The following is a 26,143-nucleotide window of genomic DNA, read 5'->3' as shown; positions in this document are numbered from 1 at the left end:
ATCGGTGGTCCGATTCTCGCGGCGATCGTGCTGGTGGCGGCGTTGGTGCTGCTCGCGGACACGCTCTATAAGTACTCGCAGGGCCGGGCATCGCTATGGGACGTCGCCTTCGCCGCGCTGGAGTGCATACCAGGCGTCAAGGGCATCACCACCCTCGGCCGGCTCGCCAAGGGCGCCAAGGAACTCGGCAAGCTGGGCCTCAAGGGCATGGCCAAGGGCCTTGGCAAGGGCCTGCGCCGGGAGGCCGACGACGCGGCCGCGCACAGCAAGCCGCCCAAGGGCCGCTGCAAGAACGGCGATCCCATCGACATGATCTCCGGGGACATGCTGATGGAGGAGACGGACGTAGACCTGCCGGGCCTGCTCCCGTTGGTCCTGCGCCGCACGCATCTGTCCAGCTACCCCTACGGCCGGCTCTTCGGCCCCTCCTGGGCGTCCACGCTCGACGAGCGCGTCGAACTGGACGACGAGGGCGCGGTCTTCGCCACCGAGGACGGCATGCTCCTGTTCTACCCGGTGCCGACTCCGGGCGCCTCAGTGCTGCCCGTGGAAGGCCCGCGCATGTCCCTCGACTGGGACGGCGCACCCGGAGCGCCCGTGAGGATCACCGACCCGGTCAGCGGCATCACCCGCCACTTCGCCCCGCGCGGGAAGCCGGCGTCCGCCGACGAGGTGTTCACCCTCCCCCTCGCCGCGATCACCGACCGCAACGGCCTGCGCGTCGACTTCGACCGCGACGAGAACGGCACGCCGACCGCGGTGCACGACTCCGCGGGCCGTCGGCTCCACGTCGACACCGACGACGACGGCCGCGTCACCGCGCTGCGCCTCGACAACCCCGAGGACGGCCCCAGCGGCACCGTCCTCAGGCGCTTCGCCTACGACACCGCGGGCAACCTCACAGAGATCCACAACTCCAGCGGCCTGCCCCGGAAGCTGACCTACGACTCCCGGGCCCGCATCACGTCCTGGACCGACCGCAACGACTACTCCTACCGTTTCACCTACGACGCCCTGGACCGCTGCATCGGCGGTGAGGGCGACGACGGCAGCCTGTCCTGCACGGTCGAGTACGACAGCGGGAGCCGTGAGACGCGCTACACCGACGCCCTCGGCCAGACCACGACGTACCGCTACAACGAGATGCTCCAATTGGCCGCCGTGACCGACCCGCTCGGTCACGCCAAGCACTTCGAGTGGGATCGCTACGGTCGGATGCTCTCCCGCACCGACGAACTCGGCCGCACCACCCGTTTCACGCTCGGCGAGCACGGCGAGCCGGTCCGCATGGACCGCCCGGACGGCACCAGCATCCACGTGGAGTACGACACCGAAACCCAGCCCGTTGCCATCACGGAAGCCGACGGGGCGCGCTGGCAGTGCTCGTACGACGAGCGCGGCAACCTGCTCAGCAGCACCGACCCGCTGGGTGCGGTGAGCACGTACACCTACGACGACCGCGGACACCGGATCGCGCAGACCGACGCCCTCGGTAACACCTTCCGCTTCGACACCGACGGCACCGGGCTGCCGGTGCGGGTCGTCGATCCCCGGGGGAGCGTCGCCGTCGTGCACCGGGATGCCTACGGCCGGGTCGTGCGGATCGAGGACCCGGTGGGAGGGACGGTCCGCCAGGCGTGGAACCCCGACGGCCGGCTGCTCTGGCGCGAACGGGCCGACGGAGCAAGGGAGTCCTGGTCGTACGACGCCGAGGGCAACGTCCTCGAGCACCGTGAGCCGGGCGGCCTTGCCACGGTCTTCGAGTACGGCGCGTTCGATCTGCCCAGTGCCCGCACCGATCCCGACGGCACCCGCTACGTGTTCAGGCACGACGCGGAGCTGCGACTCAAATCCGTACGCAACCCGCAGGGAGACAGGTGGAGTTACCGTTACGACGCCGCCGGACGACTCGTCTCCGAGACGGACTTCAACGGGCGCAAGGTGTCGTACGCCTACGACCCGGCCGGATACCAGACCGAGCGCCGGAACGGCACCGGCCAGACCGTGACGGTCACCCGGGACGCCTCGGGCCGCGCCGTGACGACCCGCACCGACACGGGCGCGGTCACCTCCCTCGGCTACGACCTCTCCGGCCGCATGACCGAGGCGGTGAACGCCGACAGCCGGGTCACGTACGCCTACGACGCGGTCGGCAGGATCGTCGCCGAGTCGATCGACGGCCGCACCGTCACCAGCGAGTACGACCCGCTGGGCCGGCGCACGCGGCGCACCACACCCTCCGGCGCCGCGTCGCACTGGTCGTACGACTCGGCCGGGCTGCCCACCGCTCTCGTCACCGCGGCCGGTGAACTGACCTTCGCGCACGACGCGGCGGGCCGGGAGACCGTCCGCGGCCTGGGCGCCGCGGCCACACTCAGCCAGTCCTGGGACGCGGGTCACCGCCTGGTGGAACAGGTGGTCTCGGCCCGCACCGGCGGTGGCGACCCGGCCGTACGCCAGTCGCGCTCCTACGCCTACCGCGCCGACGGCCACCTGACCGTGATCACCGACCGCCTCTCCGGCACCCGCCGTTTCGACCTCGACCGTGCCGGCCGCGTCACCCGGGTCTCGGCCGACACCTGGACCGAGTCCTACGCCTACGACGAACTCGGCAACCTCACGTCGGCCGCCCACCCCGCCCCGGGCGGCGAGGACGCGCAGGGCCGGGCGCTGTACTCCGGCACCAAGGTTGGCTCGGTGGGCCGGACCACGTACGAGCACGACGACGAGGGCCGGGTCTCCCGTGTGATCAGGCGCACCCTGTCGGGCCTGCGCCGCGTATGGACGTATGTCTGGGATGCGGAGGACCGTCTCACCGAGGCCGTCACGCCGGACCGCGGTGTGTGGCGCTACCGCTACGACGCGCTGGGCCGTCGCACGGCCAAGGCGCGGGTGGACGCGGACGGCACCGTCACCGACGAGACCCTCTTCACCTGGGACTGCGCCAACCTCGCGGAACAGAGCACGCTCCGCGACGGCACGGTGGAGACGGACACCTGGGACTGGGAGCCGGGCACGCACCGCGCGGCCGCCCAGGTCCGCAGCCGGTGGCGGGCCGACGACGTCTCCTCCGTCGACCGGCGGTTCTACGCGATCGTCACCGACCTCGTGGGCACACCCAGTGAACTGGTCGGCGAGGACGGCGAGATCGCCTGGCGCGCGACGACCAGCCTGTGGGGCCGCCCGCTCCCCGGCACGGACGACCCCCTGTGCCCGCTGGCCTTCCCCGGCCAGTACCGCGACCCCGAGACGGGTCTGCACTACAACCTGGCCCGCTACTACGACCCGGACACGGCGAGCTACCTCTCCCCGGACCCGCTCGGCCTGGTCCCGGCCCCGAACCACCACGGGTACGTCGACAACCCGTTCCGCTGGAGCGACCCCCTTGGCCTGGAGGAGGACGGCAAGGAGCCGACGCGGGTCTACGACGACTCCGAGTACAGCAAGCACGGTTCGGGATCCAGTTCGTCGGCCAAGGGCGAGGTCAGCCGGGCGCCGTCCAACGGCCAGGCGGCCCTGGACCGTTCGATCGACATGGACCCGAACAACCCCAGTGTGACCCGGCGTCTCGGCGTCGACCACGTGAACAACGAGATCGTGGTCCTGGACCGGCACCGGGAGATCCTCGACAAGGACGGCAACGTGGTGAAGGAGATCTACCATGGCCACGTTCAGTCCTCGTACCCCTCGAAGAGCGTCACGCAAGGTGACCTGACCAAGCTGAAGAAGGCAGGCATGATCGACAACGTCAAGAAGCAGCGGGTGCTTCCGCCGCCGCCGTGCGATGACTGACGAACCGAGGTGGAACTGGGAGTCCGGCGAGGGTCTCCTGCGCATGGACGATCCGGCGGAGGTGGACGCCGCGTTCGAGCGCGGCGAGCGCTCGCTGGGGGCGGCGGTGATCGGCCTGGCCCGCAACTGCCCGCCGGAGGTGGTATCGCCGAGGATCATCCGGCTCATCGAGGTGTCCGACCCGTTGGGGCGGGACTTCCCGTTCACCGCGATCGGCCACCTGGCCCGCCTGGACGGCCGTCTCACCCCGGAGCTGTACGCCGCCCTGCGCGCGGAGGGCACCGGCGGATACGCCGACAACGCGATCCGCGACACTCTCGGCTACGTCCCGTTCCGGGACCTGCCGGCCTGGTTCAAGTGGCGCTGGCTGGTGACAACCGTCCACGACAAGCTGGAGGGTTGGTGGCTGCGGTCGGTGGACGCGGTGGAGGATGCCTGGAAGGCCCTGCGCCGAGGCCGCGGCCGATCCCGTTCGTGAGTGAGGGGGGCGTCCTCCTCACCGGGGAGGGTTCCACGGAGGCCCGACGCCGACTGTCGGCGCTTGAGGCGAGGGGCGGCTCCGTCCATCATTTCGACGCCCGCGCGTTGCTGACGGAACAGGGCGTGTGCGACGCGTTCGCCGCGAGTCTTCGGTTTCCCGGTTACTTCGGGAGGAACTGGGACGCGCTGGTGGACTGCCTGGACGACCTGTGCGGCGCGGTCTCCAACGGCGTCGGCGTCGCGGGCGTGATCCACGGGGCCGATGCGCTGCTGGCGGCGCCGCACTTCCCGCTGTTCGTGTCGGTGCTGTGTCAGGGCGCGGATCGCGCGACCTCGGCGGTGGACCTGGACGGATGTCCACTCGAGCGCCCCGCGATCGAGCAGTTCTTCGTCTTCGAGTTCGCGTCCTTCGACGCGGAGCGCATCGCGTGGAGAGCACTCCATCCGGACCTGACGATCACGATGGGCGAGGGGTGCGTGGTGGCCGCGCTGGATCCCAGGGTGTGGCGATGACCGGCCGAGAAGGGTGAACGTCGATGGTCCGCGGCTTCAGATATCGATTCCGGAGTTCCGGTGGCGGCCACGGTCACCGTCCCCGGCGGGGCTGGAGGAGGGGGCGGGCTTCAGACCGACAGGAACGTCCGGCTCTCTGCCTTACGGCGTGAACTGGCGTGACGCTGCCTGGTCGTCATTCGGTGTGGCCGTCCACGAGCCCGATCTTGCCGAGCGGCATCACGAGGGAGTTCTGATCGAGGCGCGGGCCATGGACGTGTGACTTCAGAGGGGAATTCAAGCTCCTAGCGATTCGAGTGGGGTGGTCCGAGGAGTGACCCCTTCTCCGATCAGCTCACCCGCCTCACCGTTCGGCGTCCCTCTTCAGACTCCTGACCAGGGCGCTGAACGCCTCGGTCGGGACGGAGAGGGGGGCTCGGGTGTGGTCTTTGGAGTCGCGGATGGCGATGCGGGGGTGGAGATGGGCTATCTCCACGCAGGCGTCCCCTTGGCCGCCGCCGGAGTACGACGACTTCGTCCAGGTGTCGTGGGTCAGCACGCTTCACAGCTCCTTCGCCAGCCGGTGAATGAAGTCGCGTGAGCGCTCGGGCGCCAGCGACAGCGCCTTCACCTTACGGAAGACCGTTCGAAAGCGCGTGAGTTGTGCTGCGGCATCGATGAACATCGGGCCGTTGGGACTGTCACGTACCAAGGTGTCCAACTGGGTGACGGGGCCGCCCGCGTAGGTCATCGCGCTCACGGCGCCCGGGAAGTCGTCACGGTCCAGGGGGATGACCCGGACGACCACGTGGTCGGGCTCGGAGAGTTCCAGGACGCGGGTGAGCTGTGTACGTGCCGCGGCCCGGTCCCTGACCCTGATGCGCAGAGCCGTCTCGTGGATCACCGTCTCGTACGGCACCGGGTCGGGGCGCTCGATGATGACCCTGCGCTTCATCCGATGCTCGACCCAGCGTTCCACGTCACTCTCGGGGAACTCGGGGTTGATGAAGGCGAAAAGGGCACGGGCGTAGTCCTCGGTCTGGAAGAGGCCCGGGACGTGCAGGAAGTCAACGTCCCACCGGTACGCCGCGTGATGCTCAAGCTCGGGCAGGTCGAGGAACGGTGTGGGCAGCCGGCCCTGGTACTCCTCCCACCAGCCCCGCGTCCGGTCGCTCGCCATCACCACCAGCGCGTCGATCAAATCCGCGTCCACACAGGAGTAGTGGGCTGCGAGCCGACGTACTCGCTCCTCGCTCACGGCTGCGGCACCGGACTCGATCTGAGTCATCTGCGCAGAGTCCGTACCGAGCAGGATCGCGACCTCGCGCGCCTTGAGCCCGGCGGCCTCGCGTAGTTTCCGCAGCTCGATTCCAAGGCGCACCTGGCGTGCGGTGGGCTGTCGCCTGCGCGTCATGACTTCCTCTCCGCAGCAACTGCACTGAGGGGGTGCCCCGTTCGAGGGAAAGATTACTGGGACCACTTGCGCGGGTACAAATTTTGACCCTACTGTCAGTGACGCACCGTGCACGCTGCGAAACCCGGGACCCCGGAAGCGCACCGCTCCGTCCTGCCATGACGGCCGCGGCACTGCCACCGCCCGCTTCATCCGCAGTCGCCATCAACCCCTCACCTTCAGGCAGGAGTTCACCCATGCCCATTCCAGGACAGGATGCCGACCCCTGGGAGTACACCCTGTACATCCCGCACGACCCCCGCGCCGTCACCGTCTGTCGCCGCACTCTCCGCCTGATCCTCACCATGCACGGCCTGATCCGCCTCGTCGACACGGCCGAGTTGGTCGGTACGGAGCTGGTGTCCAACTCCGTACGCCACACGGCCGGGCCCGCCGCACTGCGCGTGCGCTGGTCGGCCGGCGTGCTGCGGATCGGGGCGTGGGACGCCGACCCCGAGCCGCCCGACCCGCCGGAGCAGTGGACGCGGCTGGGGGAGGCCGAGCAGGGCCGGGGCCTGGCACTGGTGCGGGCCTGCTCCGACGTATGGGGCTGGCAACCCCTGGCCAGGGACGGGAATCGGGGCAAGTACGTGTGGTGTGACCTGGTCGCGGCGTAGCTCGTTGAGTCACGCCTGGCTAACGCCCAGGCCCAGCAGATCTGGAAGGAGCTGATGATGCCGGTCAACTACTTCTTCCGGCACGAGGTTGCTGAGAAGGTCCGGGCGGAGGCCCGAGAAGAGGGGCGCGAAGAGGGGCGCGAAGAGGGCGTTGAGGTGGAGCGGGCCGCCATGGTGCTGCGGATTCTCGACTGGCGAGGTATTCCGGTGCCGGACTCCGTCCGTGAGCGCGTGGTCGGTTGCTCGGATCTGGAGCAACTGGGCCTCTGGGCGCAGCGAGCCGTGCATGCGACCGCTGCCGAGGATCTCTTCGCCGAAGAGCCGAACGGCCGTTGAGGCCGCGGTGGGGGTTGTGCGGGAAGTGTGAGGACCAGCCCTGGGTGTGTGGGCAAATCGGGTCTTTGGGGCCGTTGGTGGCGCCGTCGCGCACCGCTCGCCCCTTCCGTCGCGTCCTGCCCTTCGACGGCCGCGCGGGCAGTCCATAAGATCTCAGTAGTCTCAGTGCACCCATGGGTGTGCTACGCCCGCCACCGGCCCCAGCTCGCCGAACTCGACCCCAGGACACCTCCCATGCCGCGACGTTCCAGCTCGTCGGGAAGCCCGACGGGAAGCCCGACCACCCCGCGGAACCGGACCCCGCAGCCCGTGCGGGTACGGCGGCGTACGTTCGGGGACTTCGTCAAGGCGTTCCTCGCCTTCGTCGCGCTGCTGGTGCTGGTCGTCGGTGTGCCCGCGGGGCTCGCCTCCCAGCTCGGCTGGCCGGTGCCCACCAACTGGGACCCGGGCCAGTGGCTGCGCAGCGAGCTGAGCGTCAGCACCTTCCTCGGCATCCTCACCTTCTTCGTCTGGCTGGCCTGGGCGCAGTTCACCGCCTGTGTGATCGTCGAGATGAAGGCCGCCGTGTCCGGCGTCGGCGTGCCGGGGCGGGTCCCCGGGTCCGGGCCGAGTCAGCTGCTCGCCCGGCAACTCGTCGCCGCGCTGCTGCTGGTCGGCGCCACCGCCGCGAGCCTCACCCCGGGGCTCTCGCAGTTCGGGCAGAGCCTGGAGGGCAACCAGCGCGGCACCGTCGCCGCCGCCCAGCAGACCCCGGGCGGCGGACTCTTCGCCCAGCAGCAGGAGCAGGCCGCCGCCTCCGCGGCCGCCCTCGCCGAGCAGGCGGCGCAGGCCGAGGCGAGCGCATCGGCCGGTGCCGGGGCCAGTACGGCCAAGGACGGGGACACCAAGTACTACCGGATCCAGCCGCCGGAGGGCCGCCACCACGACTCCCTGTGGGAGATAGCCGAACGGCACCTCGGCGACGGCCGCCGGTACAAGGAGATCTACCAGCTGAACAAGGACCGGGTGCAGCCCGACGGTTCGCGGCTGTCGGAGGCCAGCCTCATCCGGCCCGGCTGGATCATGGAGATGCCGGGCGACGCCCGCGGCGGCGACCTGGTCGAGATGCCCGACGCGAGCCCCGAGGTCTCGCCCGAGGTCCAGCAGCAGATCCACGACTACGCCAAGACCGGCGACCACGCCCAGGGCGGAGGGGGAGCGGAAGGTTCGGACGGCGGTTCCGTCCCCGCCCAGCGGCCCGCCACCCCCGACCGGCAGGCCGAGGGAGGAGAGGGCGGTCAGGACCGCCAGGCCGGGCACCGGCAGCAGACGCCCGCCGCCACCCCCGCCGCCGAGTCCTCGGAACGTTCCTTCGGGCTCCCCGAAGCTCTCCTCGGCGCCCCTCTCCTCGCCGCCGGTCTCCTCGGCGCCCTCGGCCGCCGTCGCCGCCAGGCGCTGTGGCAGTCGGCGCTCGGTTCCGTCGGCGGGCGGCGCGGTATGGAGCCGCCCACCCCGACCGGCGACGCCGCGGACGTGCAGGACGCCCTGCTGGTCGGCGCCGACCCCGAGGGCGTACGGCTGCTGGACCGGTCCCTGCGCGGGCTCGCCGCCTCGCTCGCGCAGGAGTCCCGTGCCCTGCCCACCGTCTACGCCGCCTGGCTCAGCAACGGCGACCTGCACCTCCAGCTCGCCCAGCCCGCCGGGAAGCCGCCCACGCCCTGGCAGCTCGGGCAGGACCAGACCTTCTGGATGCTGGCCCGCACCGACGCCGAGCAGTACGAGGACGTCGACACCGCCGCCCCGTACCCCGGACTGGTCAGCCTCGGCACCATGGACGACTCGCGGCTGCTGCTGAACCTGGAGTCCGTGCCCGGCATCGTCTCCCTCGCCGGCCGCGAGGCCGACCGGGCCGCCGTGTTCGCGTCCGTCGCCGCCGAACTGGCCACCAACGGGTGGTCGGACCGGATGACCATCACCCTCGTCGGGTTCGGGCAGGACCTCACCCCGCTCGCCCCGAACCGGCTGCGCCACCTCGACGGCATCGACGACCTCATCGAGACCATGGAGGCCGAGACCCGGCAGCGGCGCGGCGCGCTCGGCGCGGCCGGCCAGGACTCCGTGCTCACCGGCCGCACCGGGCCCGCCCAGCACACCCGTTGGGCCCCGCACCTGGTGCTGCTCGCCGCCGAGCCCTCCGCCGAGGACGCCGTCCGGCTCGCCGAACTCGCCTCCGACGCGAGCCGGCTCGGCATCGGCTACCTCGTCGGCACCGAGACCGGCGATCTGCCGGGCGCCGCCTGGGAGATGGAGATCACCGGCGAGGGCAAGCTGCTCGCACCGCTGCTCGGCCTTGAGTTGGAGGCGCAGTCGCTGCCTGCCGCCCAACAGCGGGCCGTGGTGGAGCTGTTCGTCCAGGCCGACCCCGACGGCGACGGTCCCGACGGCCCCGTCAACACCCCGCCGTTCCTCGTCGACGTCAGCGAACAGGGGCGGCCCGCGGTCTACGCCCGCCTCGTCGGCCCGTACGAGATCATCGGCCTCGACACCCCGGACGGTGAGCGCAGCGCCCTGCTCCACGAGGCACTCGCGCTGCTGCTGCTGCACCGTGAGGGCGTGCACCCGAGGGTGCTGTCCTCCGCGCTGTGGCCGCGCGGTGTCACCGAGGACGTGCGCGACGCGCTGCTGGAGCGGCTCGGCACCTGGCTCGGCACCGACCCGGACGGCGGCGCGCGACTGCGTACCGACTCCACCGGCCGGCTCACCCTCGCCCGGTCCGTCGTCTCCGACCTGGACGTGCTGCGGTCGCTGTACCACGAGGCCACGCAGGGCCGGGGCGTCGGCAGTCGCGCGGTGCGCGGGCGGCTGCTCACCGACGCGCTGGTACTGGTGCGCGGCCCGCTCCTCGCCGACCGGCCCGAGGGCCGCTACCGCTGGCTCACCCACGAGATCATCGACGCCCAACTGCCGCTGCTCGTCGCGGACATCGGGCTCGCCCTGTCGGCGTTCCACCTGGAGAAGGACCGCGCGGAGAAGGCCATCGAGGCGCTCACCGCGGCCCTGAACTCCGCGCCCGCCGACGAGCGCCTGTGGCACGAGCTGCTGCGCGCCACCCACTCCACCGGTGACCCCGCGCGCCTCCAGGCGCTCGCCGCCGACCTGGTCGCGCGCAGTGGGGCCCGCGGTCTGCCGCCCCGCACGGAGGCGCTGCTCGACGAGCTGCTGCCGGCCTGGCGCTCCGACGCCACCGCCGCGGGATGACCGAACTCGTCCTGGTGCTCGCCGCCGCGCTGTGGGGCGCGGCGGCGGGCGCGTTCCTGCCCCGGGCCGCCTACCGCTTCTCCGCCCCGGCGGGCGAGCCCTGGCGCGACACCTGCCCGGAGGGGCATGCCGTGCGCGGCTGGCTCGGCCGCGCGCGGTGCGCGGAGTGCGGGACGTCGTACGGTCCCGGCGTCCTTCCCCTCTCCTTCGCCACCGCCCTCGTCTGCGCGGTCCTCGCCGCGGCCACCGGCACCCGTCCCGAGCTGGGCGTCTGGCTGCTCCTCGGGCCCGTCGGGGTGCTGCTCGCGGTGGTCGACTTCCGGGTGCAGCGGCTGCCGGACGCCCTGACCCTGCCGCTCGCGGGGGCCGCGCTCGTACTCCTCGGCGTGGTCGCCCTGCTCCCCGAGCACGCGGGGGAATGGCCCACCGCTCTCTATGGCGCCCTCGCCCTCGGCGGCGGCTACCTCGTCCTCTTCCTGATCAACCCCGCCGGCATGGGCTTCGGCGACGTCAAGCTGGCCCTCGGCACGGGCGCGGTCCTCGGCTGGTACGGCTGGTCCACGCTGATGCTCGGCACCTTCGCCGGGTTCCTGCTCGGGGCGCTGTACGGGGGCGCGCTGGTCGTCGTACGGAGGGCGGGGCGCAAGACGGCGATCCCGTTCGGCCCGTTCCTGATCACCGGCGCGTTCCTGGGACTGCTGGCCGGGGCGTACGCGGCCTGAGGTCCGGGGCGCACGCGGCCTGACGCCGGGGCGCACGCGGCCCGACGTCCGGGGCGTACGCGGCCTGACGTCCGGCCCCCGCGGGCGCTGGCGTAGGCTGGCTTGGTCCGTCCACAACCCTTGACGAAAGGGACGCCCCCGGTGACCGAGAAGGCCGACCTCCAGTCTGTGCTCGACCGTGCCGCAGAGGGCGGGCGGATCACCCCAGAGGAGGCGCTCGACCTCTACCGCGACGCCCCGCTGCACGCACTCGGCGCCGCCGCCGACGCCGTACGCCGCCGCCGGTACGCGGGTACCGAGCACATCGCGACGTACATCATCGAGCGCAACATCAACTACACGAACGTCTGCGTGACGGCGTGCAAGTTCTGTGCCTTCTACGCGGCCCCCAAGGACAAGGCCAAGGGCTGGACCCGCGACCTCGACGACATCCTGCGCCGCTGCGCGGAGACCGTCGAGCTGGGCGGCACCCAGATCATGTTCCAGGGCGGTCACCACCCGGACTACGGCGTCGAGTACTACGAGCACCACTTCTCCGCCATCAAGAAGGACTTCCCCCAGCTGGTCATCCACTCGCTGGGCGCCTCCGAGGTCGAGCACATGGCGCGGATCTCCAAGGTGTCGGTGGAGGAGGCCATCCAGCGCATCCACGCCGCCGGCCTCGACTCCTTCGCCGGCGCCGGCGCCGAGCTGCTGCCCGCCCGGCCCCGCAAGGCCATCGCCCCGCTGAAGGAGTCCGGCGAGCGCTGGCTGGAGATCATGGAGGCCGCGCACAAGCTCGGCGTCGAGTCCACCTCCACGATGCTGATGGGCACCGGCGAGACCAACGCCGAGCGCATCGAGCACCTGCGGATGATCCGCGACGTACAGGACCGCACGGGCGGCTTCCGCGCCTTCATCCCGTACACCTACCAGCCCGAGAACAACCACCTGAAGGGCCGCACGCAGGCCACGCTCTTCGAGTACCTGCGGATGATCGCCGTCGCCCGGCTCTTCATGGACAACATCGCCCACATCCAGGGCTCCTGGCTGACCACCGGCAAGGAGGTCGGCCAGCTCTCCCTGCACTACGGCGCGGACGACCTCGGCTCGATCATGCTGGAGGAGAACGTCGTCTCCAGCGCGGGCGCCAAGCACCGTTCCAACCGGCTGGAGATCATCGACCTGATCCGCAAGGCGGGGCGGGTCCCGGCGCAGCGGGCGACCACGTACGAGCACCTCGTGGTCCACGACGACCCGGCGAACGACCCCGTCGACGAGCGGGTCATGTCGCACATCTCCTCGACCGCGATCGAGGGCGGCACGGCCCACCCCGAGCTGAAGCTCCTCGCGTCCAACTAGCCGCCACCGTCCCTCAGATGCTGACCATCCACGCCGCGGAGCAGGTCCGGTACACCTGGGACTCGGAGCCCATCGAGGACGGCGCGGTCGCCGTCCAGGGCATCCGGGTCGCCGCCGTCGGCACGCTGGCGGAACTGACCGAACGCTTCCCGGGCGCCCGCATACGGCGGTGGCCCGGGGTGCTCGGTCCCGCGCACGTCCACGAGGGGCCGCTGCCCGAGGCACCGAGTCCCCGTGAGCGGGTGCACGAGGTGCTCAAGCGGGGTGCGGTCGCCGTCCTCGCCGAGTACGCCGACACCCCCGAACTCCGGGCCGCGGCCCAGCGGAACGACGTCGTCGTACTGGAGAGGGCGCGGCCCGTCGCCATCGTGGACGTGGGCCGCGCCGATCTCGCCGTCTTCGACGCGGGCGGCGCGTGCATCGCCACCGTGTGCGCGGGGCGGCTGGTGCACCGGCGCCGCTGAGCCGCGCGAACCGGCCGGCGCCACTGAGGCGCCGGCGGCCGAGGGCCCTCAGCCCGAGAACGCTTCAGCCCGAGAACGCTTCAGCCCGAGAAGGCTTCAGCCCGAGAACGCCTCCGCGAACGCACCGGCGCCCTGCTCCACCCCGCTGCAGTCGGTCTGCGCGTCGTCCTCGTCGGCGTTGTCCGCCTCGCACTCCTGGTCGCGGAAGGTGGACCACATCGACACCCAGGCGATCTCCTTCTCCTCCGCGAACTGCCGTACCTGCGCCGCGTCCTGGAGGGTGAACGTCTCCCCGTCGACGTCGTTCACCCCGATCATCGAGGTGAGCGCCATGCCCCGCCAGGCCGCGGCGGAGGAGGTGCCGAAGATGTCCTGGAGCTGGGTGTGCGCGGCCTCGGCGGCGGTGAGCGCGTAGTCGCCCATGTCACCGTCGTAGGACTCGCCGTAGTTCATGGTCATCAGGTTGATCGTGGAGACCTGGACGGCGTGGTTGTTGGCGGAGTTCAGCAGCGCCACGCTGTCGTCGTCCAGCCCGGACGGCATCACCGGGAGCGTGAAGGAGACGGTGAGGTCCTCGCGTTCCTGCTGGAGCAGGGCTATCGCCTCGGAACGCAGGTCCACCGAGTCGGAGTCGGAGAGTTCGTCGCCCTCGATGTCGAAGTCGGCGCGGGTGGCGCCGGCCGTGTCCAGCGCCTCGTCGTACGCCTCGGCCAGCTCCTCGGCGCTGTCGCAGTGCGTGGCGAGTTCGTCGCCGGACGCGCCGCCGAAGGAGACACGGATCGGGACACCGGTGTCCGTCAGCTCGGCGATCCGGTCCGCCACGGTCGCGTCGTCGACGCCGTACACCCCGCTCCAGCTCGCACGGCACGCACCGTCGTCGGCGATCGCGAAGGCCAGGTTGTACGCCGCCGGGGACCCGGCCGTGTCGTTGTCGGAGGACGTCAGCGCGCTGACGTAGGGGGCGTACACGGTGGCGGCGGACTCCTCCGGGGTCGCCCCGGACGACGACGGTGCCTCCGAGGCCGCCGCACCGCTGTCCGAGTCCGGCGTGTCCGCCGAGCAACCGCTGGTTGCCAGGGCAAACAGCAGGACGAGCCCGGCCGTCGGCTTCAGAAAACTCCGCATCGCGTACGCACCAGCTCTCGTGATTTCCGTCTCAAGTCCGAAACAGAATTACGTTCCAGGGGCTGGAAATGTCTCACATCTGCCTGGGTGCGCCCCGGGTACTGGGGGCGCAGGGCCGATTCTCTCAGTGAAAGGACAGGTTAAGGCGTTCCTCATGGGCGCCTCACATGAACTCCGCAGCCCTGGACACATAAAGCCTCCCTAATATCCGGGGAATGCATTCCGAGCCTGCCGTCGAAAGCCGCGCCATCGTGCGTGGTCGCCGCCGCAAACGCGGCAACGGGTCCGTCGAGGGGCCCGTGTTCGTTGACAACTCCGGACGCCGTTCGAAGATGCTGCGCCGTATCGGCATCCTCGTCGGTCTCGGCTGCGTCGGGTACGCCGTCGTGCTGGGCATGGCCTTCATGGGCATCGGCACCTCGATCGACCCGGCCGAACTGCTGCCCTTCGGCAACAGCGCCCAGGGTGGCGGGCCGGGCGGTGGCCCCGGCCAGCAGCCGCAGGGCGGCGTCGGCGGCCAGGTGCCGCCCAGCGGCACACCGTCCGCCCCGCCCTCCGGTGCGCCCGCCCCGTCCGCCTCCGCCTCAGCCTCCGCCGTGGCGGACACCGCCAACTGACCCTGGACGCAGCCACTCCCATGACTTCGACGACGCCCTCGCGTGGCCGTCGGCGCGCCCCCACCCGGATGGAACGGGTGGCGGGCAAGGCCGCGGCGCTGCAGAAACCGCGTGTCATCCTCGCCCTGCTGCTCCTGCTCGCACTGACGAGCATCATGCTGCTCGACGGCTATCTGCGCTCCGAGGTGGGCGGCGACCAGCGGGTCCGCAGCGGGGCCAGCTCCAGCGACGTACCGGACGACGTCCTCGACGGCGGCCCGATCCTTACTTTCCAGGGCGGACAGGCCACCACGATGTCGGTGCCGGACAAGACGATCGCCCTCACCTTCGACGACGGCCCCAACCCCACCTGGACGCCGCAGGTCCTGGAGATCCTGGAGGAGTACGACATCCCGGGCACGTTCTTCGTGGTCGGGTCGATGGTCGCCCGCTATCCGTCGATCGTGAAGGACCTCGTCGAGCAGGGCAACGAGGTCGGTATCCACACCTTCACCCACGTCGACCTGTCGTACCAGAGCGACGCCCGTGTCCAGCGCGAGATGACCCAGACCCAGCTCGCGCTGGCGGGCGCGGCCGGCATCACGACGACCCTGTTCCGGGCGCCGTACTCCTCCGAGACGGACGCCATCGACAACTACAGCTGGCCCGTCTACCAGGAGCTCGGCGCGGACGGCTACACCAGCGTCTTCATCGACACCGACAGCGACGACTGGAAGCGGCCGGGCGTCTCGAAGATCATCAAGTGGGCCACGCCGAGTGACGGCGAGGGTGCCTCGGTGCTCTTCCACGACGCGGGCGGCGAGCGGTCGCAGACGATCAAGGCGCTGCCGAAGTACATCGAGAAGATGAAGGCGAAGGGGTACACCTTCACCACGATCAGCGGCGTCATGCAGGAGCAGCAGGCCACGGGAGGCGGCGTCGGCGGTGCCAGCGGTGGCGGCGGTGCCGGCGGTGCCGGCGGTGGCGGCGGTGGCGGCGGTGGCGGCGCGGGTGCCGGTGGCACGGCGGGTGCTGGTGGCACGGCGGGTGCTGGTGATCTCGGTGCCGCCGAGGACGGTGCCGCCGAGGACGGTGCCGCGGGCTCGGGCTCGGGCTCGGGGCCGTCGGGCTCGGCCCCTTCGGGCTCGGCCCCCTCCGGGACGGCCTCGGAGCTGCTGGCCGCCCACCGTGAGGCCACCGGCGCGACCCTGTACGAGGGCAAGGCGCTGATCGCCGCGGTAGCCGTCGCCGAGTGGACCGTGCCCGCGCTCTCGGTCGGTCTCATGGTCGTCGGCGTGGCCGTGATGGGCCGGTTCGGGATGATGCTGATCCTCGCCCGCCGCCACTACCGCAAACGCAACAAACGCAGATTCAGCTGGGGCCCACCGGTCACCGAACCGGTCACCGTCATCGTCCCCGCGTACAACGAGAAGGAGTGCATCGCCAACACCCTCCAGTCGCTGGCGAAGAGCACCCATCCGATCGAGATCATCGTGGTCGACGACGGATCGAGCGACGGCACCTCCGAGATCGCCCGCGCCGCCGCCGAGGAACTCGGCATGCGCAACGTCCGCGTCATCCGCCAGGAGAACGCCGGCAAGCCCGCCGCCCTCAACAACGGCGTGCGCAGCGCCAGCTACGACATCGTCGTGATGATGGACGGCGACACGGTCTTCGAACCGGACGCCGTGCACCAGCTCGTGCAGCCCTTCGCCGACCCCGAGGTGGGCGCGGTCGCGGGCAACGCCAAGGTCGGCAACCGCAACACGGTCATCGGCGCCTGGCAGCACATCGAGTACGTGATGGGCTTCAACCTCGACCGGCGCATGTACGACCTGCTGCGCTGCATGCCCACGATCCCGGGCGCGATCGGCGCGTTCCGGCGGGACGCGGTGCTGGAGGTCGGCGGCATGAGCGAGGACACCCTCGCCGAGGACACCGACATCACCATCGCCATGCACCGCGCGGGCTGGCGGGTCGTCTACCAGGAGCACGCGCGCGCCTGGACCGAGGCGCCGGGCTCGCTCAAGCAGCTGTGGTCGCAGCGCTACCGCTGGTCCTACGGCACCATGCAGGCGCTGTGGAAGCACCGCAAGTCCCTGACGGACAAGGGGCCTTCGGGGCGCTTCGGCCGGGTCGGGATGCCGCTCGTCGTGATCTTCCAGATCATCACGCCGGTCTTCGCCCCGCTGATCGACGTGTTCACGATCTACTCGATGATCTTCATCGACTTCAAGGCGTCCCTGCTGGCCTGGCTCGCGGTGCTGGGCGTCCAACTGGTCTGCGCGGCGTACGCGTTCCGCCTGGATCGCGAGCAGTACCGCTATCTGCTGATGATGCCGCTCCAGCAGCTGGCCTACCGGCAGATGATGTACCTGGTCCTCATCCACTCCTCCATCACGGCCCTGACCGGCGGCCGGCTGCGCTGGCAGAAGCTGAAGCGCACCGGCGAGGTCGGCGCGTCGACGGGAGTGAGCTGAGTGGGCTCGCACCGCCGCGGTGGCGTGGCGACGGCGGAGGTGACGGACGTGGCGGCCCGCCCGGCCGCCACCTCGGCCACCCGGGACCGCTACTTCGACACCCTTCGAGCCGTGGCCCTGGTCAGGGTCGTGACCTACCACACCTTCGGGTGGGCCTGGGCGGGGATGGTCTTCCCCTCCATGGGCATCATGTTCGGTCTGGCCGGCACCCTCATGGCCAAGTCCCTGGAGCGGCCCGCGGTCAAGGTGATCCGCGGGCGACTGCGCCGGCTGCTGCCGCCGTTCTGGTTCTGGGGCCTGTTCGTGGTCGTCGCGATGCTGATCCACGGCTGGATGCCGGGCTGGCAGATCGTCTTCTGGATCGTCCCGTTCGGCGACCCGCCGGGCAACCCGTGGGGCATGCAGGCCTACGAGATCCTCTGGTACCTGCGGACGTACCTCTGGTTCGTGCTGCTGTCCCCGCTGCTGCTGAAGGTGTTCCGGCTCGCCCCGGTCCCCGCGCTGCTGGCTTCGCTCGCCCCGATCCTGGTGCTGAGCTTCGTCCGGCAGGTGCCGGACAACCGCCTCGGCGCCGAACTGTGGGACCTGTCGACGTACCTGTTCTGCTGGATCCTCGGCTTCGCGCACCGCGACGGGGTGCTCCAGCGGATGAAGCCGGCCGTGGTGGTCCTGCTGTCGCTGGCCGCGCTCGGCTACGGCGGCTGGTACGCCTTCGCGCACCAGGGCGAGTACGGCACCTACGACCTGGACGAGATCCCGCTCGCGCAGGCCTTCTGGTCCGCCGGGTTCGTGATGCTGCTGATGTGGGCGAAGGCGCGGCTGCGGATCGACTTCGCGGGTCTGACCCGGTACCCGAGGCTGGACCGGCTGGTGACGGTCTTCAACGCGCGTGCCGTGACGATCTACCTCTGGCACGAGATCGCCCTCATCCTCGCCGTGCCGCTGATCGACCAGTTCTGGAAGGTGCCCGCCTTCGAGGCGCACCTGCCGCTGGAGAGCCAGTGGTTCATGTTCGGCGTCGGCTGGGTGCTGATCGCGGGGTTCGTGCTGCTGTGCGGCTGGGTGGAGGACGTGGCGGCGCGGAAGAAGCCGCGTCTCCTACCGTGAGGCCGTCCGAGGCGGGCGCGCGGGCGGCTGCAAGAATGGGCCCGTGACCCGCGCTTCCCTGAACAAGCAGCCGCACGAAGTCGCCTCGATGTTCGACGACGTCGCGGAACGGTACGACCTGACCAACGACGTGCTGTCGCTGGGCCAGGACCGGGTGTGGCGCAAGGAGGTCGCCAGAGCGGTCGACGCGCGCCCCGCGCAGCGGATCCTGGACCTGGCGGCCGGTACGGCGACCTCCTCGCTGCCCTTCGCCCGCACCGGCGCCTACGTCGTGCCCTGCGACTTCTCGCTCGGCATGCTCCGGGTCGGCAAGCGCAAGCACCCCTGGCTGCCGCTGACGGCGGGCGACGCCACGAAGCTGCCGTTCCGCGACGACACCTTCGACGCCGTCACGATCTCCTTCGGGCTGCGCAACGTCCAGGACACCGACGCCGCGCTGCGCGAGCTGTACCGGGTGACCCGGCCCGGCGGGCGGGTGGTGATCTGCGAGTTCTCGCACCCGACGTGGGCGCCGTTCCGGACCGTCTACACCGAGTACCTGATGCGCGCGCTGCCGCCGGTCGCCCGCGCGGTCTCCTCCAACCCCGAGGCGTACGTCTACCTCGCGGAGTCCATCCGTGCCTGGCCCGACCAGCCCGCCCTCGCCGAGCGCCTGGGGAAGGCCGGCTGGTCGAAGGTCGCCTGGCGGAACCTGAGCGGCGGGATCGTCGCCCTGCACCGCGGCTTCAAGGAGAGCTGAGCCGAACCGGCCGGGGCGGGGTTTCGAGGCCAGTCGCGCGGGCCGGGGCTTCGAGGCACGTGGGCCGGGGCGGTGCGCTGCGTGCTCAGCCGAATCCGGCCGCCGCGGCGTAGGAATGCCCGCGCGGCTCGTCCAGTTCCCGGCGGAGTCCGTCGCCCGGCGGCCCCGGCGACCGCGGCTCGCGCACCGAGGAGCCTCCGCCGCCCTCACCCTCGCCGAAGTCGAACCACACGGTGACCACGGCCCCGCGCGGCACCTCGACGCCGGGCGCCGGGTACTGCCGTACGACGTAGTCCACGACGGCGAGCCGCAGGTCCGGCCGGTCGGGCGAGCCGAGCAGCACACCGCGTGCCTCGGCCGACCTGCGCGCGTCCACGGCCATCAGGCCGACGAGCCGAGGTACGCGCACCTCAGGCGTATTGGGCGGTTTGTACACAGACGTCACCCCCAGCGATACCGGCAGGGTAACCCCCGCCGGGTATCGCATGGAAGCGTCAAGTGTCTTTCTGTGACAGTCGGTTACTGTACGTAGTACATCCGAGTCAGGCGGTTCCGCTTGTCAGGTCCAGCCGGTAGCAGTGGCCCGGTCGCCCGCTCGCCGGAATCGTGAACACCTCGGCCAGCCGCATGCCCAGACGCCGGGTCACCGCTATCGAGCGCTCGTTGCCGGCGTCGACCATGGCCACCACGCTCTCCACGCCCGCCGCCCGCACCCTGTCCAGGGTCTCGTGGGCCGCGGCGGTGACGTAGCCCCGGCCCCAGTGCGGCCGCGCCAGCCGCCAGCCGATCTCGATCTCGCCCCGAGGGCCCCAGTCCCGCTCCCAGGGCTGCGCGCCGGTGAACCCGATGGCCTCCCCGGACCCGTCCAGCACGGACCACAGGCAGAAGCCGCGCTCGGCGTCGTGCCGCCGCTGCCGGGCCGTGAGCTCCTCGTAGACGGACAGACCCGCGGACCGGCCGCCGTGGAACTCCATGACGTCCGGGTCGTCGAAGAGCCGGTGCCAGGCCACGGCGTCCTCGTCGGTGGGAACACGCAGTCGTACTACGGGCAGAGCACGGTTCACGGGGGCAGCCCTTCAGCCGGGTGATCACTGCTGCTGAATAGACTGCCCATGTCCAGTGCCGGTCGGCACGCAGATTTCGAACTTGGGGAGATCCCGCCGTGACCGAGCCCCTCCTCTCCGACAACTCCGCCGATGTGATCGTCGTGGGCGCGGGGCCAGCCGGCTCCACGACCGCGTACCACCTGGCCAAGGCCGGGCTCGACGTGCTCCTGCTGGAGAAGACCGAGTTCCCACGGGAGAAGGTCTGCGGCGACGGCCTCACGCCGCGCGCGGTCAAGCAGCTGGTCGCGATGGGCATCGACATCTCCGAAGAGGCAGGCTGGCTGCGCAACAAGGGCCTGCGGATCATCGGCGGCGGTGTCCGGCTCCAGCTCGACTGGCCCGACCTCGCCTCCTTCCCCGACTACGGTCTGGTGCGCAAGCGCGACGACTTCGACGAGCAGCTCGCCCGCCAGGCCCAGAAGGCCGGCGCCCGCCTCTACGAGCGCTGCAACGTCGGCGCCCCGATCGTCGACGAGCGCACCGGCCGTATCACCGGCGTCCACGCCAAGCTCGGCGAGGAGAAGCGCGAGGTCACCTTCCGCGCGCCGCTCGTGGTCGCCGCCGACGGCAACTCCACCCGGCTGTCCCTCGCGATGGGCCTGCACCGCCGCGAGGACCGCCCCATGGGCGTAGCCGTCCGCACCTACTTCGAGTCCCCGCGCCACGAGGACGACTACCTGGAGTCCTGGCTGGAGCTGTGGGACCGCCGCGGCCCCGGCGAGGACCGTCTCCTGCCCGGCTACGGCTGGATCTTCGGCATGGGCGACGGCACCTCCAACGTCGGCCTCGGCGTCCTCAACACCTCCGACTCCTTCAAGGAGCTGGACTGGCGCGAGGTCCTCAAGGCGTGGTGCGCCTCGATGCCGGAGGAGTGGGGCTACACCCCCGAGCACATGACCGGCCCGATCCGCGGCGCCGCGCTCCCCATGGCCTTCAACCGCCAGCCCCACTACACCAAGGGCCTGCTGCTGGTCGGTGACGCGGGCGGCCTGGTGAACCCCTTCAACGGCGAGGGCATCGCCTACGCCATGGAGTCCGGCCAGATCGCCGCCGACATCATCGTCCAGGCGCACGCGCGGTCCACGCCGGCCGGGCGTGAGATGGCCCTCCAGCGCTACCCGCGCGTGCTCAAGGACACCTACGGCGGCTACTACACGCTCGGCCGCGCCTTCGTGAAGCTCATCGGCAACCCGAAGGTCATGAAGATCGCGGCCCAGCGCGGCCTGACCCACCCGATGCTGATGAAGTTCACCCTGAAGCTCCTCGCCAACCTCACCGACCCCACGGGCGGCGATGCGATGGACCGGGTCATCAACGGCCTGAGCAAGGTGGCCCCCAAGGCCTGATCAGCCGCTCAGCGCCCGAATGTTGGCGTCCCGGCGGGCGAACACCTCGTCCGTCGGGCCGCCGTCTTTCTTGCGCTCCCGCGCGCGGAACGCCGGAAGGGGCCGCTGCCCCCGAGCGGCTGCGGCCCCATCCGTACTGCTGTGCCCCATATGGGCCGTGCGTCAGAGTACGCGCACCGCGCCCGAGGCGGGATAGCCGGAAAGGTCCTGAATGACCACGCCCTTGGACGGGTTGGCGGCGTCCAGGTACTGGCCGTCGCCGATGTAGACGCCCACGTGGTACGCCGAGCCCTTGCCGCCCCAGTACAGGATGTCGCCGACCTGAAGGTTCGACAGGGAGACGTCCGTGCCCGCCATGGACTGGTCCTGGGAGACACGGGGGAGGTCCACGCCGACCTGCTTGAAGGCGGCCTGGACCAGCGAGGAACAGTCCCACGCGTTGGGGCCGGTGGCGCCCATGACGTAGGCGTCGCCCAACTGCGCCTTGAGGAAGGCGATGACCGTGCCGACGCTGCCGCTCGCGGGAGCGGACGTCGCGACGGTCGTGTCGGCGGTCAGGGTGGCCCGCTCCGCGCTGCGCTCGGCGCGCTCGGCAGCGGCCTTGCGAGCGGCCTCGGCGGCCTTCTTCTTGGCCTCCGCCTTCTCCTTGGCCACGGCGAGGTCCGCCTTGGCCTCCTTGGCGGCAGCCGCCGCGGCGGCGTCGCGCTCCGCCTGCAGCTCCCAGCCGGCCGCGGCCTGCTGGGTGGCGTCCGCGGACTCCGCGACCTGAGCGGCCAGGTCGGCCGTCAGGGTGGGCAGTTCGAGGGTCTGCGTGACCGGCTCGGCGGCGCTCGCCGTGGCCGACGCGCCCGCCGCTGCCATGCTGAGGACGCCACCGGCGACTCCGGCGCGCATGGCCAGGGTCGTCGACCCCGTGCGGCGGGGTTTCCGGTGGCTTCGTATGTGAGCGGTGTGGGACATGAGAACAACGGGTACCAGGGGCTCCTCCATACCTACAAGAAACGTGTGCTGCGCCACAGTTGTTCAATCGGCGTGGTGAATCCCGGGTGTGTCGCTCTTTATTGACGCCGTAACGGACATTGCGGACCAGGCCCATCCCGCCCTTGATCACGCCCTTTCGTCGGTTCGCCCGAATTGCCCCGCGCCTACCACTGGTTGAACCGGGTGGCCAAGCCCGCTTCTCACGTGCCTCTCATGGATGTGGCGGAGGTCACGCAACGGTTACGGCTGCCGTCGCGTCCCGCGCATGCGGCACGGCCCGCTCCGCTCGTGAACGCGCGCACACGTCCACACCTCGCACCACCCCTCCCTCTGATGTGTGAACGCGGTCCACTATCAAGGCGCCGCGTCCATCACCAATTTGCATGCAGAGGAAGTCTCTTGATATTGAGACGCCCCTCGCGAACTGCGCCGACGAGCGGAAATGTCACCTCAGGTGATCACTTGGATGCCTCGCGTACGAAGATCACCACTCATCCGACTTCATGATCCTTCGTCAGGTGGTGGAGATCACAAAGCTTGTGCAATACCCCGTGTCGCAGATCACAGAGCGGCGGGCATAGGATGCGAGGCAGTTGGGCTTGTGACCTGCTTCACATGTTCTCGATCTTCGCCGGGACGGGCGGGGTTCGAGTGACTGGAGAGACGCGAGTGACGGGCCCGATGCAACCGCCAGCAGTCAGTGCCGACTGAGAGGAGCGAGGAGCGGTGAACGCGTATGCGCCCATCCTCGTACTGGGAGCCCTCGGGGCAGGCTTTGCGATCTTCTCCGTGGTCATGGCCACGCTGATCGGTCCGAAGCGGTACAACCGGGCCAAGCTCGATGCGTACGAGTGCGGTATCGAGCCGACCCCCACGCCGGCCGGCGGCGGGCGCTTCCCCATCAAGTACTACCTGACGGCGATGCTCTTCATCGTCTTCGACATCGAGATCGTCTTCCTCTACCCCTGGGCCGTCACCTTCGACGCCCTGGGGATTTTCGGGCTCGTGGAGATGCTGCTCTTCGTGCTCACCGTCTTCGTCGCGTACGCGTACGTATGGCGGCGCGGCGGCCTGGAATGGGACTGAGGGGCCTTTAACTCATGGGACTCGAAGAAAAACTGCCGAGCGGCTTCCTGCTGACCACCGTCGAGCAGGCCGCGGGCTGGGTGCGCAAGGCGTCCGTCTTCCCCGCCACCTTCGGCCTCGCCTGCTGTGCCATCGAGATGATGACCACCGGCGCCGGCCGCTACGACCTGGCGCGCTTCGGCATGGAGGTCTTCCGCGGCTCACCGCGGCAGGCGGACCTCATGATCGTCGCCGGCCGGGTCAGCCAGAAGATGGCGCCGGTGCTGCGGCAGGTCTATGACCAGATGCCGAACCCCAAGTGGGTGATCTCCATGGGGGTCTGCGCCTCCTCGGGCGGCATGTTCAACAACTACGCCATCGTCCAGGGCGTCGACCACATCGTCCCGGTCGACATCTACCTGCCCGGCTGTCCGCCCCGGCCCGAGATGCTGATGGACGCGATCCTCAAGCTCCACCAGAAGATCCAGACCTCCAAGCTCGGCGTCAACGCCGAGGAAGCGGCCCGTGAGGCCGAGGAGGCCGCGCTCAAGGCACTCCCCACGATCGAGATGAAGGGGCTGCTGCGATGAGCGACGCCGGCAACGGGGTGAACCCCGAGAAGGACCTCGGCTCCGACAACCTCCCCGGCCAGCGGGGCGAGGGCGGCGAGGAGATCCGCGTCCAGCGCGGCATGTTCGGCGCCAACAACGGCGGCGACACCTCCGGCTACGGCGGCCTGGTCCGCTCCGTCCGGCTCCCGGGACCGGCCAACCGCCCCTACGGCGGCTGGTTCGACGAGGTCGCCGACGAGCTGGAGGGCGCGCTGGAGGAGCAGGGACTGCTGCCCGAGAACGCCATCGAGAAGACGGTCGTCGACCGCGACGAGCTGACCTTCCACATCGAGCGCGAGCACCTGCTGCGCGTCGCCCGCACCCTGCGCGACGACCCGGCCCTGCGCTTCGAACTGTGCACCGGCGTCAGCGGCGTGCACTACCCGAACGACAAGGGCCGCGAGCTGCACGCCGTCTACCACCTGCGCTCGATCACCCACAACCGGTTGATCCGCCTGGAGGTCAGCGCCCCCGACGGCGACCGCCGCATCCCCTCGCTCGTCTCCGTGTACCCCACGAACGACTGGCACGAGCGGGAGACCTGGGATTTCTTCGGCATCGTCTTCGAGGGCCACCCCGCCCTGACGCGGATCATGATGCCGGACGACTGGCAGGGCCACCCGCAGCGCAAGGACTACCCCCTCGGCGGCATCCCCGTCGAGTACAAGGGCGCCCAGATCCCGGCTCCGGACCAGCGGAGGTCGTACTCATGAGCACGCAGCACGCCACCGGGCGCGAGACCACCGAGGGCACCGTATATACGGTCACCGGTGGCGACTGGGACGAGGTCGTCCAGTCGGCGGCCCGCGCCGACGACGAGCGCATCGTCGTCAACATGGGTCCCCAGCACCCGTCCACCCACGGAGTGCTCCGCCTGATCCTGGAGATCGAGGGCGAGACGGTCACCGAGGCCCGCTGCGGCATCGGCTACCTGCACACCGGCATCGAGAAGAACCTCGAGTTCCGCACGTGGACGCAGGGCACCACGTTCGTGACGCGCATGGACTACCTGACGTCCTTCTTCAACGAGACCGCCTACTGTCTCGCCGTCGAGAAGCTCCTCGGCGTCGAGGACCAGGTTCCCGACCGCGCCACCCTCATCCGGGTGCTGCTGATGGAGCTGAACCGCCTCTCCTCCCACCTGGTGTGCATCGCCACCGGCGGTATGGAACTCGGCGCCACCACGATCATGATCTACGGATTCCGTGATCGTGAAATGATTCTCGACATCTACGAGCTCATCACGGGCCTCAGGATGAACCACGCGTACATCCGGCCCGGCGGACTCGCCCAGGACCTGCCGCCCGGCGCGGTGGACCAGATCCGCGCGTTCGTGAAGAAGATGCAGAAGAACCTCCCGGAGTACGACAAGCTCGCCACCGGGAACCCCATCTTCAAGGCCCGTATGCAGGACGTCGGCTACCTCGACCTGGCCGGCTGCATGGCCCTCGGCGCCACCGGCCCGATCCTGCGCTCCACCGGCCTCCCGCACGACCTGCGCAAGACCCAGCCGTACTGCGGCTACGAGACCTTCGACTTCGAGGTCCCGACCGCCGACACCTGCGACTCCTACGGGCGCTTCCTGATCCGCCTGGAAGAGATGCGCCAGTCCCTCAGGATCGTCGAGCAGTGCCTGGACCGGCTCCAGCCCGGACCGGTCATGGTCGCCGACAAGAAGATCGCCTGGCCCGCCCAGCTCGCGCTCGGCCCGGACGGCCTCGGCAACTCCCTCGACCACATCAAGAAGATCATGGGCACCTCCATGGAGGCCCTGATCCACCACTTCAAGCTGGTCACCGAGGGCTTCCGCGTACCGCCGGGACAGGCGTACGCGGCCGTCGAGTCCCCCAAGGGCGAACTCGGGGTGCACGCCGTGTCCGACGGCGGCACCCGCCCCTACCGGGTCCACTTCCGCGACCCGTCCTTCACCAACCTTCAGGCCATGGCGGCGATGTGCGAGGGCGGCCAGGTCGCCGACGTCATCGTCGCCGTCGCGTCCATCGACCCCGTGATGGGAGGCGTCGACCGGTGACCACAAGTTCTGAGCAGGGCG

The 26,143-nt window shown here is 70.4% G+C and carries 24 protein-coding genes; 18 read left to right on the top strand and 6 right to left on the bottom strand.

Features of this window, described 5'->3' with window-relative positions:
• From AB0E07_RS34585 to AB0E07_RS34575, 3 genes are all read left to right on the top strand, one after another.
• The coding region (locus AB0E07_RS34585) for a DUF6531 domain-containing protein (RefSeq protein ID WP_362260962.1) at window positions 1-3,792 on the top strand (3,792 nt) is incomplete at its 5' end.
• Window positions 3,785-4,270, top strand: coding sequence for a hypothetical protein (locus tag AB0E07_RS34580; RefSeq protein WP_362260960.1), 486 nt, complete (start codon window positions 3,785-3,787; stop codon window positions 4,268-4,270). The genes AB0E07_RS34585 and AB0E07_RS34580, both read left to right, overlap by 8 nt.
• Before the next feature lie 107 nt (window positions 4,271-4,377).
• A complete protein-coding gene (locus AB0E07_RS34575) occupies window positions 4,378-4,785 on the top strand; it encodes a barstar family protein (RefSeq protein WP_362260958.1) in 408 nt (135 codons plus the stop codon).
• 343 nt (window positions 4,786-5,128) lie between these two features.
• Here AB0E07_RS34575 and AB0E07_RS34570 read toward each other — a convergent pair whose 3' ends face one another.
• The gene (locus AB0E07_RS34570; protein ID WP_362260956.1) at window positions 5,129-5,323 is read right to left on the bottom strand and encodes a DUF397 domain-containing protein; all 195 of its coding nucleotides are present in this window, start codon (window positions 5,321-5,323) and stop codon (window positions 5,129-5,131) included.
• A 3-nt stretch (window positions 5,324-5,326) separates the two neighbouring features.
• On the bottom strand, window positions 5,327-6,178 hold the full coding sequence (locus AB0E07_RS34565) for a helix-turn-helix transcriptional regulator (RefSeq protein WP_362260954.1): 852 nt from the start codon (window positions 6,176-6,178) through the stop codon (window positions 5,327-5,329).
• 236 nt (window positions 6,179-6,414) lie between these two features.
• Here AB0E07_RS34565 and AB0E07_RS34560 point away from each other — a divergent pair, with 236 nt between their 5' ends.
• The 6 genes from AB0E07_RS34560 to AB0E07_RS34535 all read left to right on the top strand — a co-directional run bounded on the left by AB0E07_RS34560 (window position 6,415) and on the right by AB0E07_RS34535 (window position 12,934).
• Window positions 6,415-6,834 (top strand): ATP-binding protein, encoded by a 420-nt coding sequence (locus AB0E07_RS34560; protein ID WP_362260952.1) that lies wholly within the window; start codon window positions 6,415-6,417, stop codon window positions 6,832-6,834.
• A 57-nt stretch (window positions 6,835-6,891) separates the two neighbouring features.
• Window positions 6,892-7,170 (top strand): hypothetical protein, encoded by a 279-nt coding sequence (locus AB0E07_RS34555; RefSeq protein WP_362260950.1) that lies wholly within the window; start codon window positions 6,892-6,894, stop codon window positions 7,168-7,170.
• A gap of 234 nt (window positions 7,171-7,404) precedes the next feature.
• Window positions 7,405-10,407 carry a BTAD domain-containing putative transcriptional regulator gene (locus tag AB0E07_RS34550; RefSeq protein WP_362260948.1) on the top strand — a complete coding sequence of 1,001 codons (3,003 nt, stop codon included), beginning with the start codon at window positions 7,405-7,407 and terminating at the stop codon, window positions 10,405-10,407.
• Window positions 10,404-11,129, top strand: coding sequence for an A24 family peptidase (locus AB0E07_RS34545; protein ID WP_362260946.1), 726 nt, complete (start codon window positions 10,404-10,406; stop codon window positions 11,127-11,129). The genes AB0E07_RS34550 and AB0E07_RS34545 overlap by 4 nt, the downstream gene beginning before the upstream one ends.
• 141 nt (window positions 11,130-11,270) lie before the next feature.
• Window positions 11,271-12,470, top strand: a complete 1,200-nt coding sequence (gene mqnC, locus AB0E07_RS34540; RefSeq protein WP_362260944.1) for a cyclic dehypoxanthinyl futalosine synthase — start codon at window positions 11,271-11,273, stop codon at window positions 12,468-12,470.
• Window positions 12,471-12,487: 17 nt separating this feature from the next.
• Window positions 12,488-12,934 carry a hypothetical protein gene (locus AB0E07_RS34535; RefSeq protein ID WP_362260942.1) on the top strand — a complete coding sequence of 149 codons (447 nt, stop codon included), beginning with the start codon at window positions 12,488-12,490 and terminating at the stop codon, window positions 12,932-12,934.
• Window positions 12,935-13,030: 96 nt separating this feature from the next.
• On the opposite strand, the gene AB0E07_RS34530 is transcribed toward AB0E07_RS34535, so the two are convergent.
• Window positions 13,031-14,059, bottom strand: a complete 1,029-nt coding sequence (locus AB0E07_RS34530; RefSeq protein WP_362260940.1) for a chitinase — start codon at window positions 14,057-14,059, stop codon at window positions 13,031-13,033.
• Window positions 14,060-14,274: 215 nt separating this feature from the next.
• On the opposite strand from AB0E07_RS34530, the gene AB0E07_RS34525 reads away from it, so the two are divergent.
• The 4 genes from AB0E07_RS34525 to AB0E07_RS34510 are packed head-to-tail and all read left to right on the top strand — an operon-like array spanning window position 14,275 to window position 18,981.
• The gene (locus AB0E07_RS34525) at window positions 14,275-14,676 is read left to right on the top strand and encodes a hypothetical protein (RefSeq protein WP_362260938.1); all 402 of its coding nucleotides are present in this window, start codon (window positions 14,275-14,277) and stop codon (window positions 14,674-14,676) included.
• Between the two features lie 20 nt (window positions 14,677-14,696).
• A complete protein-coding gene (locus tag AB0E07_RS34520) occupies window positions 14,697-17,135 on the top strand; it encodes a bifunctional polysaccharide deacetylase/glycosyltransferase family 2 protein (RefSeq protein ID WP_362260936.1) in 2,439 nt (812 codons plus the stop codon).
• A 24-nt stretch (window positions 17,136-17,159) separates the two neighbouring features.
• A complete protein-coding gene (locus AB0E07_RS34515) occupies window positions 17,160-18,242 on the top strand; it encodes an acyltransferase (RefSeq protein WP_362260968.1) in 1,083 nt (360 codons plus the stop codon).
• A gap of 43 nt (window positions 18,243-18,285) precedes the next feature.
• Window positions 18,286-18,981, top strand: coding sequence for a demethylmenaquinone methyltransferase (locus tag AB0E07_RS34510; protein WP_362260934.1), 696 nt, complete (start codon window positions 18,286-18,288; stop codon window positions 18,979-18,981).
• Window positions 18,982-19,066: 85 nt separating this feature from the next.
• On the opposite strand, the gene AB0E07_RS34505 is transcribed toward AB0E07_RS34510, so the two are convergent.
• Together AB0E07_RS34505 and AB0E07_RS34500 are read right to left on the bottom strand one after the other, a co-directional pair.
• On the bottom strand, window positions 19,067-19,417 hold the full coding sequence (locus tag AB0E07_RS34505; RefSeq protein WP_362260932.1) for a PASTA domain-containing protein: 351 nt from the start codon (window positions 19,415-19,417) through the stop codon (window positions 19,067-19,069).
• A 106-nt stretch (window positions 19,418-19,523) separates the two neighbouring features.
• Complete coding sequence (locus tag AB0E07_RS34500; RefSeq protein WP_362260930.1) at window positions 19,524-20,045, bottom strand: GNAT family N-acetyltransferase; 522 nt, start codon at window positions 20,043-20,045, stop codon at window positions 19,524-19,526.
• 98 nt (window positions 20,046-20,143) lie between these two features.
• On the opposite strand from AB0E07_RS34500, the gene AB0E07_RS34495 reads away from it, so the two are divergent.
• Window positions 20,144-21,433: a geranylgeranyl reductase family protein gene (locus AB0E07_RS34495; protein ID WP_362260928.1), complete on the top strand. Its 1,290-nt coding sequence runs from the start codon at window positions 20,144-20,146 to the stop codon at window positions 21,431-21,433.
• 162 nt (window positions 21,434-21,595) lie between these two features.
• Here AB0E07_RS34495 and AB0E07_RS34490 read toward each other — a convergent pair whose 3' ends face one another.
• Entirely contained in the window at window positions 21,596-22,423 is an 828-nt protein-coding gene (locus AB0E07_RS34490) for a C40 family peptidase (protein WP_362260926.1), read from the bottom strand.
• 717 nt (window positions 22,424-23,140) lie between these two features.
• Between AB0E07_RS34490 and AB0E07_RS34485 the strand changes: the two genes are divergently transcribed.
• From AB0E07_RS34485 to AB0E07_RS34470, 4 genes are read left to right on the top strand one after another with little or no spacing between them, the layout of a single operon-like run.
• A complete protein-coding gene (locus tag AB0E07_RS34485; RefSeq protein WP_053654533.1) occupies window positions 23,141-23,500 on the top strand; it encodes an NADH-quinone oxidoreductase subunit A in 360 nt (119 codons plus the stop codon).
• A gap of 14 nt (window positions 23,501-23,514) precedes the next feature.
• Window positions 23,515-24,069, top strand: coding sequence for an NADH-quinone oxidoreductase subunit B (locus tag AB0E07_RS34480; RefSeq protein ID WP_003998928.1), 555 nt, complete (start codon window positions 23,515-23,517; stop codon window positions 24,067-24,069).
• Window positions 24,066-24,803 (top strand): NADH-quinone oxidoreductase subunit C, encoded by a 738-nt coding sequence (locus AB0E07_RS34475; protein WP_362260923.1) that lies wholly within the window; start codon window positions 24,066-24,068, stop codon window positions 24,801-24,803. The genes AB0E07_RS34480 and AB0E07_RS34475 overlap by 4 nt, the downstream gene beginning before the upstream one ends.
• Window positions 24,800-26,122, top strand: coding sequence for an NADH-quinone oxidoreductase subunit D (locus AB0E07_RS34470; protein ID WP_362260921.1), 1,323 nt, complete (start codon window positions 24,800-24,802; stop codon window positions 26,120-26,122). The genes AB0E07_RS34475 and AB0E07_RS34470 overlap by 4 nt, the downstream gene beginning before the upstream one ends.
• Window positions 26,123-26,143 lie beyond the last annotated feature (21 nt).

It is taken from the genome of Streptomyces sp. NPDC048002, assembly GCF_040653275.1.
Lineage (GTDB): Bacteria > Actinomycetota > Actinomycetes > Streptomycetales > Streptomycetaceae > Streptomyces.
The sequence above is the reverse complement of the archived record's forward strand: the minus strand, read 5'-3'. Positions and strand labels throughout refer to the sequence as shown.